Origin of the sequence: Virgibacillus ndiopensis, assembly GCF_900187325.1 — a bacterium.
GTDB classification, from domain to species: Bacteria; Bacillota; Bacilli; order Bacillales; family Amphibacillaceae; genus Virgibacillus_E; species Virgibacillus_E ndiopensis.
Map to the genome: position 1 here is coordinate 203,202 of NZ_FZMZ01000004.1, position 19,181 is coordinate 222,382.

At 35.5% G+C, this 19,181-nt stretch carries 22 protein-coding genes and 2 pseudogenes; 4 read left to right on the plus strand and 20 right to left on the minus strand.

Going from position 1 to position 19,181, the window contains the following annotated elements; translation table 11 throughout:
* Nucleotides 1-191 precede the first annotated feature (191 nt).
* From CS937_RS03180 to CS937_RS03250, 15 genes and pseudogenes are all read right to left on the minus strand, one after another.
* The gene (locus tag CS937_RS03180) at nt 192-1,685 is read right to left on the minus strand and encodes a tripartite tricarboxylate transporter permease (protein WP_099157034.1); all 1,494 of its coding nucleotides are present in this window, start codon (nt 1,683-1,685) and stop codon (nt 192-194) included.
* Nucleotides 1,686-1,740: 55 nt separating this feature from the next.
* Nucleotides 1,741-2,163 carry a tripartite tricarboxylate transporter TctB family protein gene (locus CS937_RS03185; protein ID WP_099157035.1) on the minus strand — a complete coding sequence of 141 codons (423 nt, stop codon included), beginning with the start codon at nt 2,161-2,163 and terminating at the stop codon, nt 1,741-1,743.
* 70 nt (nt 2,164-2,233) lie between these two features.
* Nucleotides 2,234-3,244, minus strand: a complete 1,011-nt coding sequence (locus CS937_RS03190) for a Bug family tripartite tricarboxylate transporter substrate binding protein (protein WP_099157036.1) — start codon at nt 3,242-3,244, stop codon at nt 2,234-2,236.
* Nucleotides 3,245-3,267: 23 nt separating this feature from the next.
* Entirely contained in the window at nt 3,268-4,164 is an 897-nt protein-coding gene (locus tag CS937_RS03195) for a DUF1932 domain-containing protein (RefSeq protein WP_099157037.1), read from the minus strand.
* 24 nt (nt 4,165-4,188) lie between these two features.
* A complete protein-coding gene (locus tag CS937_RS03200) occupies nt 4,189-4,914 on the minus strand; it encodes a 4-carboxy-4-hydroxy-2-oxoadipate aldolase/oxaloacetate decarboxylase (protein WP_099157038.1) in 726 nt (241 codons plus the stop codon).
* The gene (locus CS937_RS03205) at nt 4,914-5,642 is read right to left on the minus strand and encodes a PIG-L deacetylase family protein (protein ID WP_099157039.1); all 729 of its coding nucleotides are present in this window, start codon (nt 5,640-5,642) and stop codon (nt 4,914-4,916) included. Before CS937_RS03205 ends, CS937_RS03200 begins: the two co-directional genes overlap by 1 nt.
* 46 nt (nt 5,643-5,688) lie before the next feature.
* Nucleotides 5,689-6,570 carry a DUF6282 family protein gene (locus CS937_RS03210; RefSeq protein ID WP_099157769.1) on the minus strand — a complete coding sequence of 294 codons (882 nt, stop codon included), beginning with the start codon at nt 6,568-6,570 and terminating at the stop codon, nt 5,689-5,691.
* A gap of 20 nt (nt 6,571-6,590) precedes the next feature.
* Nucleotides 6,591-7,232: a GntR family transcriptional regulator gene (locus CS937_RS03215; RefSeq protein WP_099157040.1), complete on the minus strand. Its 642-nt coding sequence runs from the start codon at nt 7,230-7,232 to the stop codon at nt 6,591-6,593.
* A gap of 519 nt (nt 7,233-7,751) precedes the next feature.
* Nucleotides 7,752-8,315: an NADPH-dependent FMN reductase gene (locus CS937_RS03220; RefSeq protein WP_099157041.1), complete on the minus strand. Its 564-nt coding sequence runs from the start codon at nt 8,313-8,315 to the stop codon at nt 7,752-7,754.
* Nucleotides 8,316-8,537: 222 nt separating this feature from the next.
* On the minus strand, nt 8,538-8,876 hold the full coding sequence (locus CS937_RS03225; protein WP_099157042.1) for an antibiotic biosynthesis monooxygenase: 339 nt from the start codon (nt 8,874-8,876) through the stop codon (nt 8,538-8,540).
* A gap of 78 nt (nt 8,877-8,954) precedes the next feature.
* A complete protein-coding gene (locus CS937_RS03230) occupies nt 8,955-10,358 on the minus strand; it encodes an MFS transporter (protein ID WP_099157043.1) in 1,404 nt (467 codons plus the stop codon).
* A gap of 87 nt (nt 10,359-10,445) precedes the next feature.
* Nucleotides 10,446-11,036, minus strand: a complete 591-nt coding sequence (locus tag CS937_RS03235; RefSeq protein ID WP_099157044.1) for a TetR/AcrR family transcriptional regulator — start codon at nt 11,034-11,036, stop codon at nt 10,446-10,448.
* A 239-nt stretch (nt 11,037-11,275) separates the two neighbouring features.
* Nucleotides 11,276-11,578 (minus strand): annotated as a pseudogene (locus CS937_RS19625) (FtsW/RodA/SpoVE family cell cycle protein); the annotation flags it as partial.
* Between the two features lie 401 nt (nt 11,579-11,979).
* On the minus strand, nt 11,980-12,489 hold the full coding sequence (locus CS937_RS03245) for a hypothetical protein (RefSeq protein WP_099157045.1): 510 nt from the start codon (nt 12,487-12,489) through the stop codon (nt 11,980-11,982).
* A 28-nt stretch (nt 12,490-12,517) separates the two neighbouring features.
* The gene (locus CS937_RS03250) at nt 12,518-13,084 is read right to left on the minus strand and encodes a DUF4879 domain-containing protein (protein ID WP_218012837.1); all 567 of its coding nucleotides are present in this window, start codon (nt 13,082-13,084) and stop codon (nt 12,518-12,520) included.
* Between the two features lie 261 nt (nt 13,085-13,345).
* Between CS937_RS03250 and CS937_RS03255 the strand changes: the two are divergent.
* Nucleotides 13,346-13,668 (plus strand): annotated as a pseudogene (locus CS937_RS03255) (IS110 family transposase); the annotation flags it as partial.
* A gap of 245 nt (nt 13,669-13,913) precedes the next feature.
* Here CS937_RS03255 and CS937_RS03260 read toward each other — a convergent pair.
* From CS937_RS03260 to CS937_RS03280, 5 genes are all read right to left on the minus strand, one after another.
* Nucleotides 13,914-14,288 carry a YybH family protein gene (locus CS937_RS03260; RefSeq protein ID WP_099157047.1) on the minus strand — a complete coding sequence of 125 codons (375 nt, stop codon included), beginning with the start codon at nt 14,286-14,288 and terminating at the stop codon, nt 13,914-13,916.
* Between the two features lie 369 nt (nt 14,289-14,657).
* Nucleotides 14,658-15,092: a cell wall hydrolase gene (locus CS937_RS03265; RefSeq protein ID WP_099157048.1), complete on the minus strand. Its 435-nt coding sequence runs from the start codon at nt 15,090-15,092 to the stop codon at nt 14,658-14,660.
* Between the two features lie 410 nt (nt 15,093-15,502).
* A complete protein-coding gene (locus tag CS937_RS03270) occupies nt 15,503-15,916 on the minus strand; it encodes a DUF4181 domain-containing protein (RefSeq protein WP_099157049.1) in 414 nt (137 codons plus the stop codon).
* A gap of 130 nt (nt 15,917-16,046) precedes the next feature.
* A complete protein-coding gene (locus CS937_RS03275) occupies nt 16,047-16,982 on the minus strand; it encodes a DnaD domain protein (protein WP_176555731.1) in 936 nt (311 codons plus the stop codon).
* Between the two features lie 69 nt (nt 16,983-17,051).
* Nucleotides 17,052-17,615 (minus strand): sigma-70 family RNA polymerase sigma factor, encoded by a 564-nt coding sequence (locus CS937_RS03280; protein ID WP_099157051.1) that lies wholly within the window; start codon nt 17,613-17,615, stop codon nt 17,052-17,054.
* 321 nt (nt 17,616-17,936) lie between these two features.
* Between CS937_RS03280 and CS937_RS03285 the strand changes: the two genes are divergently transcribed.
* The 3 genes from CS937_RS03285 (at nt 17,937) to CS937_RS03295 (ending at nt 19,123) form a co-directional block, all read left to right on the plus strand.
* On the plus strand, nt 17,937-18,137 hold the full coding sequence (locus CS937_RS03285) for a hypothetical protein (RefSeq protein ID WP_099157052.1): 201 nt from the start codon (nt 17,937-17,939) through the stop codon (nt 18,135-18,137).
* A gap of 79 nt (nt 18,138-18,216) precedes the next feature.
* The gene (locus CS937_RS03290; protein WP_099157053.1) at nt 18,217-18,696 is read left to right on the plus strand and encodes a competence protein ComK; all 480 of its coding nucleotides are present in this window, start codon (nt 18,217-18,219) and stop codon (nt 18,694-18,696) included.
* Between the two features lie 100 nt (nt 18,697-18,796).
* A complete protein-coding gene (locus CS937_RS03295; protein WP_099157054.1) occupies nt 18,797-19,123 on the plus strand; it encodes a nucleoside triphosphate pyrophosphohydrolase in 327 nt (108 codons plus the stop codon).
* Nucleotides 19,124-19,181: the final 58 nt, after the last annotated feature.

A 19,181-nucleotide genomic window follows, 5' to 3' on the forward strand; every position in this document is an offset into this window, starting at 1 on the left:
AGGTGCCTGTCGCTTGTTCAATTTCGTCAAGTGGCAGGCACTACGTTTTTCCACACATATATTTAACAATATTGAAACAAAAATAGGCGCTTCACTCAACGCCTTATGTAACGATCAGTCGCACTACATGACCAAATCATACTATTTATTAATATCTCCGACTGGAAAAACCATCAATCTTATTTATAACTCTAACTCACTTTACTTTTCTTACTAGTGAAAACATTTTTTAGAATCGGTGATACAAAAGTAAACAACGCAATAAGAATTAGGATTAAACTAATAGGATTTGTTAAAAATATCATCCAACTCCCATCAGAAATGAGCAATGCTCTCCTTAAATTAGATTCCATCATGCCACCCAAAACTAAAGCAAGGACAATAGGAGCCAAAGGAAAATTAAACTTTTTGAGAAAATAACCTAAGACACCAAATCCTAAAGTTATATAAACATCAAACATTAAATTCCTTACAGAAAATGCTCCAATAACGGAAATACTTAAAATAATTGGTGCTATAAATGTTTGAGGCAGGCTTATTAACTTAACCCAAAAGTTTGTTAGTAAAGAACCTACGAAAAACATAAAAATACAAGTAATAAACAACCCTATAATTAGACCATAGAACAAATTTGCATCTGTTTCCATCAATTTCGGACCAGGTGTTAATCCATGAAGCATTAAAGCACCTAATAATACAGCGGTAGTAGGTGAACCTGGTATTCCTAAAGATAATAACGGCACAAGAGCTCCACCTACAGTTGCATTATTGGCTGCTTCCGGAGCTGCTACTCCAGAAAGAGCCCCTTTACCGTAATCTTTTTTATCTTTGGCAATACGCTTAGATTGTTGATATGCTATCCAAGATGCAATACTACCACCTGCTCCTGGAATAACTCCTACAAAAGAACCAATAAAACTACTTTGAAAAATTACTGGCAGCATGCTTTTGAATTCTTTTAGTGTAATAAACTGTTTGGATACTTTTTTTCCTAATTTTTTAATCGTGTTATTCTGGGTTAAAAACATATTAAACACTTCTGAAACAGCATATAAACCCATTAAAGCCGGAATAATTGATATACCTTCAAGCAGATAAAAACTTCCAAATGTATATCGTGGTTGACCAGTTAATGGATCTAAACCTATTGAAGAGATCAAAAGACCTAATATAGCCATTAATAGACCTTTTAGTATTGATTTCCCACTTAATGAAGCTACTAGCGAAAGTCCGAAGAAACCTAAAGCAAAGTACTCTGCTGGTCCAAATTTAAGCGCAAAGTTCATTAGAGGTATAGTTAAAAACAATAGTATAAATGTAGTAAATATCCCACCAATTGTTGATGCTGTGATTGATGCTCCTAAAGCCTTGCCTGGATACCCTTTTTGCGTTAGAGGATATCCGTCTTCAACTGTTGCTGTAGCTGCTGTTGTTCCCGGACTGGATATTAGTATAGCTGTTATTGAACCTCCATATTCAGCTGTCATATAAATTGCTACTAATAAAATTAAAGCTGCAGTTGGTTCCATCCCAAATGTAGCTGGTATTATCAGTGTTGTTCCAACAGTTGGACCAAGTCCTGGAAGTGCACCAATAATAATTCCAACAAATGAACCAAGTAAAATAATTAACAACATCTTTAATGTAAATACAATAGATATAGCCTCAATAAGATTTTCAATCATAAGGTATATGGAACCTCCTTGTGAAGCCGAAATTTTAAAATAAACTATTTGTCCTTTACGGAATTGGTAAAGCTATTATTTTCTCAAATACAATGAAAACGAATAAAGAATAAGCGATAGGAATGATCATAAGTTGCGGTAACTTTCTGATTCCAAGTAGCAAAAATAAAATTATTAGTAATAAAATAGTAGAAATATAGTATCCAATGATAGTAATTAAAATCATGTATACAATAGCAATACCAACGTAGAGAAAAAATTTTTTATCTAGTTTAAATTGTTCTTTTGTTTTTTCCCTAATACTATTTAGTAAAATAAAAACAGCTAATACAATACCAACCCAAACATATACCAGTGGTACATATGATGGTCCGATTATATTTGGATTAGGGGATTTAGGTATTTGTAATGTTAAATACAATATCCAAGACATTAATGTTAATAACAATACAGAAAAGATAATATTTGCGACCTTCACTCCAACCACCTACAATCTTTAAGTTAATTAATGAATAAAAATTTAGGGGGATAGTCCCCCTATTTGTTCACTAATTATTGAGTAAACCCATATCTTTTAAGAATTGAGTACGTCCTTCAACCTCGTTTGCAAGTCGTTCATCTAGCTTTTCAGGACTTGTAGTATCATTTTCTTGATTTCTTTTCTTTTGAAAGTTCAACCATTCTTCAGTTTGAGTTGCACTTTTAATAGCCTCATGCAATTTATTAACTATTTCTTTTGGCGTACCTTTTTTCACAGACAACCCTCTCCATAATACTTCGACCACATCATAACCTTGTTCCTTAAATGTTGGGATATCAGGATAGTTTTCCGATCTTTCTTCTGTACTTACACCTAAAAGTTTTACTTCACCACTTTGAACAGCTGATAACGCCGTACTTGGAGTCATTACCGCTACATCTATGTGCCCCCCAAGTAACGAAGCAGCGACTTTGTCAGTTGTATCAATTGGTATCCATTTTCCTTCAAATCCTGCTATTTTTTGTAGTTGGTAGTATACATATGTCATAAATCCTGCACTTCCATAACCACCAACAACTAATTTACCTGGATCGTTTTTCATTGTCTCTACAAAATCATCAATGGATTCTAAAGGACTATCTGCTAAAACTGCTATTGAAGCTGGTTCTTTTTGTAATGAATAAACCATTGACCAGTCTTCTGGATCAAAAGGAATCTGCCCTTGTGCCATACCAAAGCTGGTGCTACTTGTTTTTGATTGTAATGTGTAACCATCTGCTGGTGCAGTTTGGGTAGCTGTCTGTGAAATCGATTGACCGCCTCCTGGGCGATTCTCTACTATGACATCGACTCCAAGTTCTTCCGAAAGTAAAGGACTTAGTTGGCGAATTGCAGTATCTAAATTTCCAGGACCACTATGAACATTAATATGAATGTCCTTAGATGGCCAATCAGACGCAGCTGATTTATCCCCATTTGACTCCCCAGATTCACCGGAAGAACTTTTACTACAACCAACTATTAAAACTAAACTGGCCATACCTAATATAAGTAAAATTAAAGTCTTTTTAATTTTCATTATTTTCCCTCCAAAAAAAATTATTATATGACGGATTTGTCCAACGTATCAATCTTCTCTATAACATCTATAAAATCTCTTGGTGAATTATCTAAAAACTCATCTTTAAGGTTCATTTCTACAAATTGACTTAATTTGTCCTTGGTTGCCTGTGACAGTAAAGAATTTACATTTAAAGCTTTTAATGTTTTAATAACTTCTTCCATTTCTGAAACTCTACGCTCAGAGTGTTCCGCCGTTCGAGTTATTAATAGATTTACAGTTTCAGCAAACGGTTTGTCTAATAAAGAGTTTTCAATTGATTCCATAATCCACTCATTAATTCCATATTTATTACTAGCTATTAAGGTTTCAATCATCAGCATCGTAAAACCTTTCATAAATACACTTCTTATCATCTTGATTGCAGAAGCACTGCCGGGCTTATCGTCAATAAATGTAATATCCATCTCTACTTCATTAGCATAGCTTTCAAAGTCCTTGGCACCTTCACCGCTAATTAATAATGGAACTTTATGTTTATATTTCGGTATGGATTCTACAACAGCGACATCTACAAATTTCGCCTTATCTACCATTATTGATGAAATTTCTTCTTTTACCATTGGAGAGGCAGCATTAATATCTACAAATAATTGATCATTGGTTAAATAGGGCAAGGCATCTTTTGCTACGGATAAAGCATATTTAGCACTTGTAGCACTTATAATAATTTGGCTATTTTGTATAAGCTCTTGAAGTGTAGGCATTAATGAAACACCTAATTCTTCTGCCCTCTTTCTTAATTTACCACCCAAAGAAGGATGATCCTGATTGACATCATAAGCAATAATTTCTTGAGACTTCTCTGTGATTAAACCACTTGATATAAGGTAAGCAGCTTCACCAAAACCTATAAATCCTATTTTTTTTGAAACCATGAAATACCTCCTGATTTTCTATCATTACATGTTAGAACTAGATTTTGTTAATTGGTTTGTCAGTTGCTCTTCATCCTCAAAATAGACTACATTTTCACTATTTAGTACCTCTCTAAGCCCATAAAAGTCTAAACTTAACTCACCGTTCATTATTTTTTCTTTGGTTTTTATCTCTTTGTTTACTCTTTTAGCTGAAGCTTCTAAAGTTCTTTCAAAATTAGCTTTTTCAATAACTACGACCCCATCATCATCGGCCATAATTAAATCACCTGGACGTACGATACACCCTCCACATGAAGTTTCCTTATTTACCCAGCCTCCTTTGTTTTTAGTTGTGCCTTGAGAATATATTGCTCTACTCCAAACCGGGAAACCTAATCTTCTTATTTGGGCTACATCTCTAATACCTGCATTAATTATTAACCCTTTAACCCCACGTTTAATTAAAGCGCTTACAATGAGTTCGCCAATCATTCCTGAGTTTGACTCACCAATGATTGAGACAACCAGTATATCTCCAGGTCGGCAAACTTCAATCGCTGCATGAATCATTAAATTATCTCCAGCAAAACATGTGGCTGTAACTGCTGGCCCAACTACAAAATCTCCTTGAGAAATAGTTTGTAATTCATAACTCATTAAACCCGTTTTTCCTTGCGCTTCATAAACTGTAGATACATCATATTTAGCATAGTCTTCAATCAATTGATTATCTGGGCGTTTAATATTTTTAATAATATATTTTTTCATTATACAAACTCACTCCCTACATGGGGATAGAATCGCGTAAATGCTTCAGCATATTTATAAGTTTTATTTCCAGATATTCGTCTTGCATGATTCCCTCTCATTTTTGCTCTGGCATCATAATAATCTATTAAATGTGGCTGGGCTTCAAAACATTGCATTGCTGCCTTTTTTTGATCATAAGTTTCTGTAATATCAATAATGATTTCAGGTGTAAAATTACTAATCTCTGTTTGATGTGGTTCAAATCCAAATAGTCTTTGCTGAGTAGTTGCGTTTAATCCTTCGATTTGAACACCTGAAGAATTGGCAAGTACACTTGCCTTAAATACCGATTGAGAAACAAGTTCATGATCGGGATTAAAAGCATCTCCTTTTGCATGTGTAAGGATATGATCTGGCTTAATTTCTCTGATTTTCCGAACTAATTGATACAGTCGTGGTTCATCAATCACCATATGATAATCTTCAAAATCCCAAAACTCAACATTGTTAATGCCTAATATATCAGTTGCTTTATCAATTTCTTTTCTTCGTATATTTTTTACGTTTTCATAGGATTGGTCTTCCATCTTCCATAAATCATTTGACTCTCCTCTAACACCGTAACTTAATATGATCAGTGTTACATTTGCTCCATTTTTTATATATTTAGCAATTGTCCCTCCTCCCCTCCAAACAAAATCTGCTGCATGGGCACTTACTACTAATAAGTTTGTGTTTTTATCCATTTATGTCCCTCCAGAAAATTGATAAATTTATCATTCATAATGTTTTTTAACCTTCAACTAAATAAGATGGATTTTCTTTTATCATTGTGTTAATCATATCTGGGTTAAATCCATTATTAAGAAGTTTTTGAACGAATATTTTCATGCCTTCATCAGGATATATAGCGTTAAATTGACCAAGGTCAGATGATAAAATACAATTCTCATATCCTACGTAATTTATTTCTTCAAAAACAGATTCCCACGTCACCTTTTTAGTGTGTGGAGTGGTGAAACAGTGTTCTATAATAGCTCCCATATCTACTAATGTTTTTTGTTCTTCTTTTGATAGGTTAATAGAAGGAAAATTTGGGTGCGTTATAACAACCTTTTTAATATTTAAGTCTTTGGCTGCTTTAACAAGATGGAAAATTTCCCCTCTACCTAAATGTCCGGTTGCAAGAATCAAATTATGTTTAGCAATAACTTCTAGAATGTCTAAAGTAGTATTACTAATCTTAGAGTCTTCAAATACGGTTAAGCTTGAAGTTTCTATCCCCTGATCAATCATTTCTTGTTTGAATTTAGCCCAGCCAGGTGGATTTTTGTATTTACCCTGCTTAAATTGTATTTCTTCATTCATTGCATCCACTGTAGGCATCCAAACAATTTTGGCTCCATCTCTAGCTGCCATTTCTACAGCAATAGGGTTAATCCCCCCAACAGCATTATTTAAACTTATTGCTCCGAAAGCTTTAACATCTGAATTCACCTTATTAACTAGTCTAGCTCTTTCAGCAGTACAAAAATAATGAGATTTTATTCCAAACCCTTTCATACCAACTTTTTGTAACCTTTCTGTCATTTCTAAATCGTCCAGCTTTCGGTTCATTACATCAGGACCCGTATGTACGTGCAGGTCATAAGCACCCTCTAATAATGATTCCATTTCCAATTACGATTCCTCCCTTATATCAAGAACTGATAATAATCTTTTATTGTTTTTGCTACATTACTAATATGAATTCTAATTGCTTCTTCAACTGCTTTTTTGTCTCCATTTTTTAAAGCATTATATATATTTGTGTGTTCATTAAATGAATTAAAATTTCTGCCGGCTACTAATACCGTGCGAAATTGATGTCTTACCAGTTGTGTTTTAAACGTCTTTACTAATTCAACTGCCTCTGGTTTCTTTGATGCTTTATAGATAACATCATGAAATTTTCTGTTTCCTTTTGAATAATCATCATATCTTTCTTCTTGAATACTTTGCTCCATTTCGCTTAAAATTTCATTTAACCTATCCAATTGATCGGTAGTTATATGATCAACTGCTGATTTAGCAATTAATGCTTCTAATAACTCACGAATTTCCAATATATTAAGAACTTCTTCCAAATCAAGAACTTTAATATAAGCACCTTTATTTTTTTCAATTACTACTAATTTTTCTCTTTCTAATTTCAATAGTATTTGCCTTATTGTATTACGACTTACTCCTATTTCTTCTGATAATTGACTTTCAATTAATCTCTGAGAAGGTTTATATGTATTATTGATAATGTTGTTTTTAATTTTTAAATACGCGCTTTCCATCTTATCCGTCATAATGTCTACCCCTTATCAAAATTATTAACAAAATTGTTGAACAATCTTGGTTACAAAATCATACTACAATTAATAACCAGGTATGTCAATAGAAATTTCTGATTTCTTAAAAGATAATTTATATTCTATATAATGTTTTGGATATAGTTATTTAATTTTCACAGCTATGGACACCTCCAATTATTTAATATAAAAACCGCACTAGAATTAAGTGTGAAGCTTAATCAAATGCGGTTAATGATGAATAGCCTTCCCGTTTGCGATTATTAAATCGAATAGTGTGGCTAATTCATATGATGATGTAGCTTTGAAAGTAAATAAAAGGATTATATGGCATCTTGTACACCTCAAATTTATTGCAATGTATCATGCTGCAAATCCCTAGTTAGCCACAATTTATTTATGTGTCAACGTATATTAAACGATTGCCCCCTTTTCTTGAATAATGTTTTATTTTAAATTTCTTGACTATGTGAAAACCACATCCTCATATAAAGAATGTGGCCACATTAAAAATGGTTATTTAGGTTCTCGAATAACGCTCAGTGCACTACTCCAGTTGATAACCTGATCAAGCATGTCATGAACTGATTTTTCTTGGAAGGCAGCCGGCTTCAACTCGCTGAAATTCTCAAAATCGGTGAAGAGAGAAAGTCGTACCTGAGCACGCACATCCGCAACCTTCAATTCAGCCATAATCATCCTAAGATTTTCAACTGCAGTCGTAGCCCCGGTAGCCCCGTATCCAACAAAACCGGCCGCTTTGTTGTTCCATTCCTTATACAAGAAATCAATGGCGTTCTTAAGGGCAGGTGACGTTGCGTGATTATACTCTGGCGTGACGAAAATGAAACCATCAAATGTATCTATTTTTTGAGACCAAGCCTTCGTATGCGGCTTCGTGTACTCCCCTGATGCTGCCCCCTTTGGTTCATCAAGGAGTGGCAGATCGTAGTCTGCAATGTCCACGATTTCGAATTCAGCATCACTGCGTTGATTGGCTATCTCATATACCCAATGGGCAACAGCCTTGCCATTTCGACCCGGACGTGTACTTCCAATTATAATTGCTATCCTACTCATGTTACATTCCTCCTGCTAAAAATATATTGTGGGATCATTAGGGCATCGCCCTCCAAGTAACAAAATTTAATATTTAAATAAGGTATCTTTATTTCTCTTTTCACTCAAACAGCGTTTTAGTGATAAAACAAAGCGCGCCGGGTTGATCTTAGAAAACGGAAACCGGTGGAGCTGATGCAGCGACCGTCAGTTAAAACGCATAGTCGGGGGCCTCACACCCTTTTATGCGCCTTCGATCACTCGTGCAACTTGAAAAAAATCGACCTTCGTGGTCCTCGCCCCACAGCGCTTAATAACGTCAGCAATTGTCGCTTTGGCTGTGTCAAAACCAGTTGCCGAAGAACTTCCCATCCAGGCCTCTTTTGACAGCCATTGACCATAATTCACCACCCTTCGTCCATCATCACTCGCATGAAAACTTGCGGAAACAAATCCAGTAAAATGAGTAAAGTGTTGTTCGACTTGATCGGTAATCCCATTAATCAATACCTGTTGGTACTGTGGTTCAACATCGAACTCAACCATCACCGTAAAGAATCGGTTTTCATCTATTGTCGGCATTTTTTTACTCCTCCTCAGATCAATCAGGTTATTGTTGCTGCCACTGAGTGGCTGCTTCCCACTTAACAATGAATCGTATTATGGACTCTGCTCAGCCTGACTTGGTTTATACGTCATTTTAAAACGCGTGCTTGTCGCTCTCTGAATCTGAAAGTAGTAAAGCAATATAACACTAACAAGCAAAAGGGCAAGGGAGAGGTAAATATTACTATAAACAATCCCGTTCGAAAACAAATTGGCGGGATTCCAATTCACAACAGCCCCCAGGTCAACTACCTTACTGTATACAGCCCCTGAAACACTGCCGGCCATAAAGTTCAACATCGAGAAAATGCCCATGCCAACCCCAATCTGTTCCTTCGGTAATGTTTGGGAAATCATGTTCGACAGTGTAATGAGTATGAACGCTGCACCGGCATCACCGATGGTTAAAAAGACAGCGATGAAAATCGGCGAACTTCCCACAAAGGAAGATAATAAAAGAAAAGCGATGAACATTAACGCGGATGACAAGTAGAATAAGAAAGGATTTCCTTTCACATCCGCTAATTTGCCGCCTTTTTTCCCAAGAATGGCTGAAATGATGGCGGCTGGAACCATCACTATGCCAATCAGCTGTGGATCCAAATGACTGACATCGGATAACAACAACGGACTTAGATAAACGAACGAGAAACTGCTCCCACTGAGAAGAAAAGTAATAACCAGTCCAAGAGAATAACGCTTATTTTGGAACAGACGAACTTTAATAAACGGTTCTGCTGCTGAGCGAATGCGTACCATAAACAAGGCGAACAAAGTCAGGCAGCCGATGGCAAGCATCCATCCCCCTCTCGTAACAGACAAAAGTAATAGTGCGACTGTTCCGGCTAACAGCCCACCGCCAAGCCAATCAACTTTACTTCCTTGCCTCTGTTCGTCATCCAAATATTTACGGTAAAACGGCAGGAGGAATAGCGTGAAAATGGGTAGGCAGAACAACCATCGCCAATTAGCAATGCTGACAATAAAAGCAGAAACAATCGGACCCAATACTCTACCAAGCGCCAGCCCAACAGCAACCATCCCTAAAGCGCTGCCGCGTCTCTCCGGCGGAAAATGGCGGGCCGGAATGATCATAGCAGCTGCTGGAATAACTGAGGCCCCCACAGCCTGTAAGATACGGCCAAGAAGCACCATCCAATAGGCTTGAGCGATCAGACCAACTATTGAACCAAGTGAAAAAAAGATCAATCCGAACGTTAACAAATTTTTGAGCTTGCAAGTATCGGCCAACTTCCCATAGATGACTGCTCCGATTCCATAAATCAGCATATAGACTGTTGAAACCCAACTCACTTGGGCAAAAGAAAGGTCAAGATCCGAAGCAATATCAGGCAGAACGATATTAAACATCGTTGCACTCATGACGGATAGAACAAGTGTAAACAACAAAATACGCATTAATTTTTCTCCGGTTTGTTCTTGTACTTCATGCTCCATTTTTTATTTCTCCTTTCTGTTATTAATAGTGGTAATTTCTAAGTTTTTTACAGTCACTACTGACTGACATAATTCTTTTAAAAATAACTAGGGGGTTAAAGCCCTAGTAAAAATCGAAACACTTTCTTCAATAAAAGCTTCGATAGAAAAGGTACTGAGTATTGGATCATTGTTTATCCCGCCCATAGCTGCACCATAATTCATATACAGAAAGGCAACAGCTTTTCTTTCGGGATCGGTTTGAATAATCTTTCCCTTTTTATACATTTCATCGAAATACTCGGTTAAGAATGCTTTTAACTGCTCAGGGTGTTTATGGGTAGATTCCTTAAAGCCAGGAAGATTCTCACGCTCTCTTCCACTAATTTTGATCAGTTTTCGATTCTGATGCATGATTCGATGGTAGTTTCGACTAATCATCATCAAGTCTGTATGAAGGTCCCATTTTATTTTCTTATCAAAGAGATCTTTCATCTCTTCCGCATAATGATATCGATGAAAAGCTGATTCTAACAAATTTTGTTTGCTTTTAAAGTGTCTAAACAATGTTTTTTCACTAAATCCAGCTTTTGTTGCAATTTCTTCAGTCGTTACTCCTTTGTAACCTCTTTCTGCCATAAGATCTATGGCAGCCGTCATAATTTTATCAGCAGTATCCTGTTTTTTATTAAAATTCATTTGAATAACCTCGACCTCTTAAATTAATGTCAGTCATCAGTGACTGTCACTAATGTATAATATCATTTTCATATTGTCAAGTTTAATTTGAAATTTTTTTAACATGTTCTTTGTTTATCAATGGCTATTAAATATTTGTTTGTTTTACCTTAGTACCAATTTGTTTTGTACTTGTTAAATGCTCATTAGACCAGAAAAGAAAATTACCAACCGAAAAACATTTATACATTGAATCAGGTATAGATAAAGGATGTGGAGAGATTGGGTATCATTAAAAATAGATACAAAGGAAATAAAAATAAAATACCAAGATGCCATACTTTTAACCTAATGTTACTGAAAAAAGAAGCCCAAGCTAGAATAAAGAATGGTACAGGCATTAGACACTCAATTATGTTCGGCCCAATTTTTATAAAAGGTTCCCCATTTCGCATTATATTAGGAAAAAGGCTTATTACTAAGAGAATGAGTACTCCAATTATATAAAACACCATCCCAAAAGCTTTCGCAACACCTAAAATAACAAAAATCACCTTATCAAGAGTGGAACGTTCGCTTGAGAGGAACAACACTCTGTTAACAAAAAACGACGATGATGGCAACTAGTGCAGCCGTGTCAGCGATAATCGAACTTATTAATATATTTAAATCCATATTTATTGCTTTCTTCCAAACTCTATATCCATCCTATAATTATAGTATATATGAACAAAAGTAAATAATTCCAACGATTTTCCGTTTTACATATTGTCTTGTTCAACTCTCCAGCATCATTAAATCAACAAGAAAAAGCTATTCTCTTTCAAGAATAGCACTAGTACTTTAGTAAACTATTTCACAGCGTACTTAAAAAGTGCAAGAAACAAAAATTCCATGCACTTTTTTTAACTCATACATTTATTAACATTTCCATTTCAGAAATAGAAAAAAATAAGAAAATCCCCTATCTTTCTAGTTTCCGCAAAATATTTAAAGTCTTCATATTGTTATCATAGCCAAGTAAATTACCATGACTATAATTATTGTTTGCCCTTATCTCAAATTCTTCTATCCAGTCCCTTTGCCCACTTGCATTAGCTTTCGTTTCAAATAAGCTAAAATCTGGTGATACGGGCCCAGCTGTTTGACTACTTTTTGCAAACTGCATGATGTCTTGTGACGCTTTGTCATAATTAAAAGTTAACGAAGCAACACTTTTTAAAGAAATTTCACCTGATTGGTACAACGAATCTGCAATATCAACGATATCATCAAATGTCGCATTTCGAACATCATATTTGCTTGAAAGTCCTTCCCAAACTTTTGAAGAATCGTTAGTAGATAATTTTAGTTCTTGCATTTTTCCTTCTGATTCACTAGACCGTATGGAAGTCTCAACAGAATCCGATGTTAGATTTGTATTTCTTGAATACCACACATTTGATTGAGTAGATGTAACAGAGCTTATATTCATATAATTCACCTTTTCAAATAAGCTTAATTTATCTAATATTCATTCTATCAGACATTGTGTTCCAAGGAGCGTTTGATGAAGTATTTTGATAGGTAAACTCTCCTTCTTCATATCCGCTGGCATCCCACCATAGATACGAACCATCAACAATATTGTCACCATCTAAATCAATATCTTGTCTATCATATATTGATAACCTATCTCCTTCCATTCTTGCAAACCTTGTAGAACCATATCCTAATTCTGCAGTTACGATATACATTTCATCTCCGCCGTGATCTTCGATAGATGCTAATTGATTTTCGCTAAAGTACTCATATTCTGGATAATTAGTAGATATAGTTGCATAAGCTTCCAAATAGGTCAATGGGGCAGCCGCCGCAAATGGTGTAATACTTTTTGTTAATTTTTCTTGCTCCTCATCTGATTCAATGAATTGGGCATTAGGATACTCTGATTGAAGTGACTGCAAAGCCTGCTCCTTAAAGGATTCGATTTGGAAATCAATAGAATCATTAGATGATGCTGAAGCTTGCCCTACAAATAAAGAAAGAGATAATACTGCACCTGCTACAAGTGTAAGAGTTCTTTTCAAAATTAATCCTCCTTATTTTTTTAATAATCCAAATGAAAAAGATTATATATAATATATCGGTGGAAAAATCTATTTGTTTAGAAAAAATACAATTCTTTAAGAATGAATTTAGTTGTTTTTACCTCCCTACTTAAATAACATTCCTGTAGTGCATTAATTTAGACTTTGAAAAATTAGAGCTCCTCAGTAAGATAAGAGTATAGACACCACTCTAAAAACTCAAAATTTAAGGAAAAAGTTTTTATATGAAGAGAAAATGTAAGACAAACACACGTGGCTCTTGCTGTGACTTTCTGAGCTATATGGTTGACAATCCTTTACCTTTTGAAAATAACGAAGATGGCTTTGCTAGATTACTAGAATGGATAAACCAATTGACTCTTGATACGGAATTTGTTGGTATGGAACCTACTGGGCATTACTGGTTAAACCTATCACAACGGCTTTATGATAAAAATATTGATGGTGTAACAGTTAATCCCCATCTAGTTAAAAAGAATAAAGAAAACAGAGATAATACGCAGTCCAAAAGTGATAAAAAAGATGCTCTAGTTATTGCTGATATGGTGAAGAATGGATACTATTTTATCTAATCTCCTTTAGGGATACAGCCAACATTTTAAAAAATTATACGCTCAAGAAACCCGTCCTTGTGAAAAAAGATAATTCATAATTACCTTTTTTCAATACCCACGTTAAACTTATGTAGCTTTGTAATAAAGTCTGATCATTTCACTTATATTCGAGAAAAACGCCTTTTTCTATAAATTATAATTCCTTTATATCTCATTGATGAACACCAAAATCTCGATATTGTACTTTTTTTAGTTTAATTTGGTATACTTAGATGTTCATGAATCACTTTCCAGACCTGGTTGCTCCGTTTAAAGACATTCGTACCTCTTCCACTTCCTTCTCTACGGTTTCCTCCTATATTTCCTATCCAATGAAACTGATAAATACAAACGGCAATTGTTTCACCAAGTGCAATCCAATTTACATCTTTGATGGTATAAACCTCGTCCTGAATAGTATCCCATGTTTTTTCAAAGTAGGCTTTTAGCTGTTCATGTCCATGAACTGTTTCATCTGAAAAATAATAAATAGCATTTACGTCAATTAACTCGGATACATTTTCAAAGAGATGTGAATTTGTTGCCTTCTCATACTCCTTCAATGCTTCCTGTGGAGTTGATGCTGCCATAAGACCCCTCCTTTTTTCTTTCATTATAATCGAATATACGTTCCTTCTCAATGTTAGTTTCGAAACAAATTCAAAACTCTTACCCCTTTAACTTAACCGATTGATCAAGAACAGGTGCAATTCCCTTCTTATTGTATTTCTTGCTTGTTGACCAAGTTCTAATGCGTTTTTCCACTTATGAAATTCAACCTTGTTAATGTTCACGAATAGAGATGATCTAATTAAAATAGACATACAGAAAAGGCAAACTGATTTTATCAGTATTGCCCTTTTTCATGCCATATTCAATTATCCTGTCCGTCCAATATATTAAAAAAAGTGCAATCTCTTTACTCCAGAATTGAAACATTATCTTGAAGATACAATAACTCAATAAACACTATCACATGTTCCAGCTGCTGGTTCATAATAACAATGATTTTTATATTGACCAGAAAAAGGTTCACCATACCATGTTGGAGGACATGGACCATATGGATTGAAATACCAAAGAGCATATTTCGATGGGTGTTGCCTCCAAAATTTCAAATTCTTTCTTGCTAATTTTTTTTCATTAGATCTTGCTCTTTGATAAAATACATTACCTTTTTGGACAGCTTCAAACGAATAATTTCCTCCTTGTACTTGAAAAATGACATCTCGAATTGTTCTTACATCTCCAAAATCTAAACAATCTGCTTTAGTACGATTAACAATTACATTCCCGACAGACAACATCCCTAAGTTTCCTTCCCCAACAGCTTCCGCCCTCATCATCCTTGCCATCAAGGCAACGTCTGCACTTGTGAATTTTACTATTGGCATTCTTTCACCTCCAAAATATTGTATGAAAAAGCCTACTTCATTATTATAATAGTGCTTTGGTTTACAGCTACAGGTTTTATGTAGGATAGAATTTATGTCATCCTTTTTATAGATGTATTCAACTAAACGGATCGTTATTACATTAGATTGCCCATGGGACGCTGATTCTTTCCGTACTACTGGCCACCCCTTCCTTGTAGAAACATTTTTGAACAAACTGGGATGACGAATCTAAACTTGATATATACCTTATACATAAACTACTCAATTGCTCTCTAAAGTTGTCTGTTATCGTCTTCTAATTTTTTAAAATTCATTTCTATGATTCAAGAATAGCTTGCTAAATTGATTTTAATAAAGGTTCCCGTTCTGTAACTCCCCCAAAAGCTAGCTCCTCCTGGTTATCATCATTAAATCCCTAACCCAAACCACATAAACACCCCAGCAAGAACAACAATAGTCAAACAAGCCTCAATCACAGACAATTTATAATTGCTGCGGTTCTCTGCATATTTCCATTCGAAGTATGCCTGAAAAACAAGTTGTAAAACTCCAAAGATGGTAAGGATAAAAACAGTGATAAGCGGATTAGCTTGGAACACAATCGGAGAAAATAAAATAAAAAATATCCCGCAAATACGTAATCCCTTATCAATTTTTTCATGTAATTCATTGATATAGTTACGCGAAAACCATTTGCGTTTATCAGCACCCAATATACGGCGCACGATAGCTGGGAGTCCTACCAATATGATGAACATTGCTCCCACTATAATCAAAAGTTCACTCCAGAATCCGGGCGGAGGTCCAAGGTACTGCTCCATTTAAAATCAGCTCCAAATATCGTTCGCAAAATCATCCTAATTATTTCAAAATTTTGGATAAAACGCAAGGTAAGCAGCGGGACAGGGGGTCTGTCCCCTCGTCCCACTCAACTCCCTTTACGATATTCCGCTAGAACTCGGTAATCTCCTCTTTCTCCGCGGCAGTTGCTGCTGAGTCCATTGGCTTGTCTTGCCAATTCTTTCGCTTCGACGCCGCTTGCTTTGACTCTCGAAACCAATCTGGAACTACCTCACGCCTATGCTGGTACCCCTTATTTCGCTTCTCTATTCGATCAAGCATGTCATCTATTGCAACATCTTCAACTGTTCGAAGCTCTTTTTTCTGCCAATCATTTAAAATCCATTTCACATAGCCCCAGCTCTTCCTATCCAGCTCCAACGCCCGTTTCATTGCATGCAAAACAAGCTCCTCGTCAGCATTGTTTACCCAGCTTGTGATCTCTTTTGCAGTAAACGTATTTGCTTTGCCAAAATTCTTTTGAAAAAATTGCGTGGCTGAAGAAAAAGCTTTTTCCTGTTTACCATCGGTTTTATGTTGTTTACTGTTTTGTTTCCCCTCTTGTTTAGTATTATATTGTTTATATAATGGGTCCGCATTGTCTGCCGGATTGTTCACCACATTGTCAGCAACATCGCTTGCCGCATTGTTATCCTCATTGCCAGCCGCATTATCTAACAAACTATCACTCGCACTGTCAACCGTATTTCCTTCCACTGCATCAACCACTGCGCCGACAGTCGCAACGCCATTTTGATCAAATCTCTGTACCTGTGAAATCATTTGATAGATCGGTGATAAGCTGCCATTTCGCTTCTCCATTAAAATAAACCCTTTCTCCACAAGTTCATTCCTAGCCCGAGTTAACGAACTACCTGTAACACCAGAGATTGACTCAATTGTTTTATTCGCTATGGTAAAGCTTTTCTGCCACCCACTCAGATTGTTGAAATGCATCAAGGTATGCCACAATGCAATTGCTGAACCTGAAAGCGGACTAAATATAATACGATTATAAAATGCATTCATTTCTTTTATATAGTTCATGTTAAAAACCCCCATTTAAGCAATAATAGTGCGCGTCCCTATATACAGGACCACGCTAAATGATGATTGTTATACATCCCACGAAATACGCTTACGAAAATCCGCGTCCTTCAATTTCTTCCTAACCTGCTGCCCCCAACTCTTCACCGCTTCTTCAGTTGTATTTTCCTGAATAGCAATGTCTTTTACCGACATATCCCCAATGATGAAGAAATACACCCACTTCCATTGGTTTTCAGTTAATTCCGCCTTAAGATTTTGCCATAAGTTAGGATCATTCATTAGAGGATCAGAAAAGTTTGGTATAGGATAACTATTCCCCTTGCTTCTTTGGTGGTTGCCATCGTCTATTACTGTCTTTTCTTCTAAAATAGCATCTGCAGTGTGTTTGGTGTCACGTGTCTCTTTACGAATTTTGTCAATCAAACGGTTACGGATCATATAGTTGAAATAAGTTGCCATTGGACCTTTATCTGGTTGGTATTTCTCATAAGCATTCCACATCGCACACAACCCCCCCTGGTAAAACTCCTTATGCGGATCATAAATATGTAACCGATGAAGCTGATAATGAATTCTTCTTTCGTTTTGCTTGAAAATTTCCTCAAACGTAAATTTCTTTTCATCATTCATTTGTTTATCTCCTCTCCAAATGGTAAAGATAGAATCTTGATAGAACTACCATATTAAAAGAATAGAAAATGTGCATCCTGGCTAATTTTTCATTTTTAAGGCGAAAATTCATTTTTCATCTAAAAAATCCGTCGAAAATTGAAAAACTATCTTGAAAAAATCAATTTTGAAGGCAGTAAAAAAAGTTAGAGGGAATTTGCTGAATTGGAGTGAAGCAGTAATTGTTAAACTAGATAAATTTTATTCCCAAAAAGTGACCTACAGGGCGTGGGATCTACCAATTTACAACTAGATAATAGTTTTAAAAAAGGAAGATAACCATTGGGAGATAAAAATCTATTCAAGCAGTTACTGGGGAAACAATTACGATTGAAAAGAATAGAGAATATAGGTAGGATTGAACGAGGAGAAAAATTACCGACAACATTTACATTGGTTATACTCTGTAAATCGCTAAATATCAAGATTGATCCTTTGATCGAAGAAGTATGGATTAAAATGAAATTGGAATCAAATGAATAAACTATTAAATCGCTCCCATAATGGATTTTCCTTTTAAAAACAAATTCCATCATACATATACTAAGAGGTGTTAAAAATAGTGGAAGAAATTATAAATCAATATAAAATAAACTGTAAAACGATGGCACTATTACCTGCAGCGCATTTGGATTATCATACGATTGTTTTAGAAGAGGATCAAAGGCTATTTATCAGGAAAACACCGATACAACTAATTAATGCCGCCTGTTTAGAAAACGGTTCTACCTATGATGGAAGGAGAACTTCTGTTATGCACCAGACTGGCTTTAAGCGAAAAATCCCCATTCCATTCAAACCGAGCAAAGGCATCTATACCTTCCCATCCCATTCCCTAACCGACTTACAATGTAGTTGGATTTTCTATAAACACATACGAAAAATGATACAATACCAATCTCCAGAAAGACCAACAATTAAATCTATTATTATCATTAATAATGGAAAACAATTACCAATGAATGTATCTCATTTTACCTTAGAGAAGCAAATGCAGCGGACTCTTACGTGTATATATATGTTTTCTAATTTGGTGGGGTAGTGGAGCGGGACAATGGGAAGTCACTTTGTCCCGCTCTGTTTGCCATTGTAATATCAATCTATTAAAATAAAAACATAAATATATAAAAGGGGGTATTATTGTGCCTAAATATAATAAACTGGTTCGTGATCGGATTCCAGAAATCATTAAAAATACAGGAAAAGAGTCAAAAAAAGAAACACTTACCGACAAACGCTATATCGATGAACTAAAAAAGAAATTAAATGAAGAAGTAGCTGAATACCAGGAAGCTAAAACAGATACAGACGCATTGGAAGAACTAGGTGACGTGCTGGAACTGATGCATGCACTTGCACGACAACACGGAGAATCCATTGACACTGTTGAACAGATTCGAAAAGAAAAAGCGGCAAAACGTGGGGCTTTTCAAGACAAGATCTTTTTAATTGAGGTTGAAGACGATTGAAGCAATCCCCTTACACACAAACCTATTACAGGACACAGGGATCAGGTCCCGCGTCCCG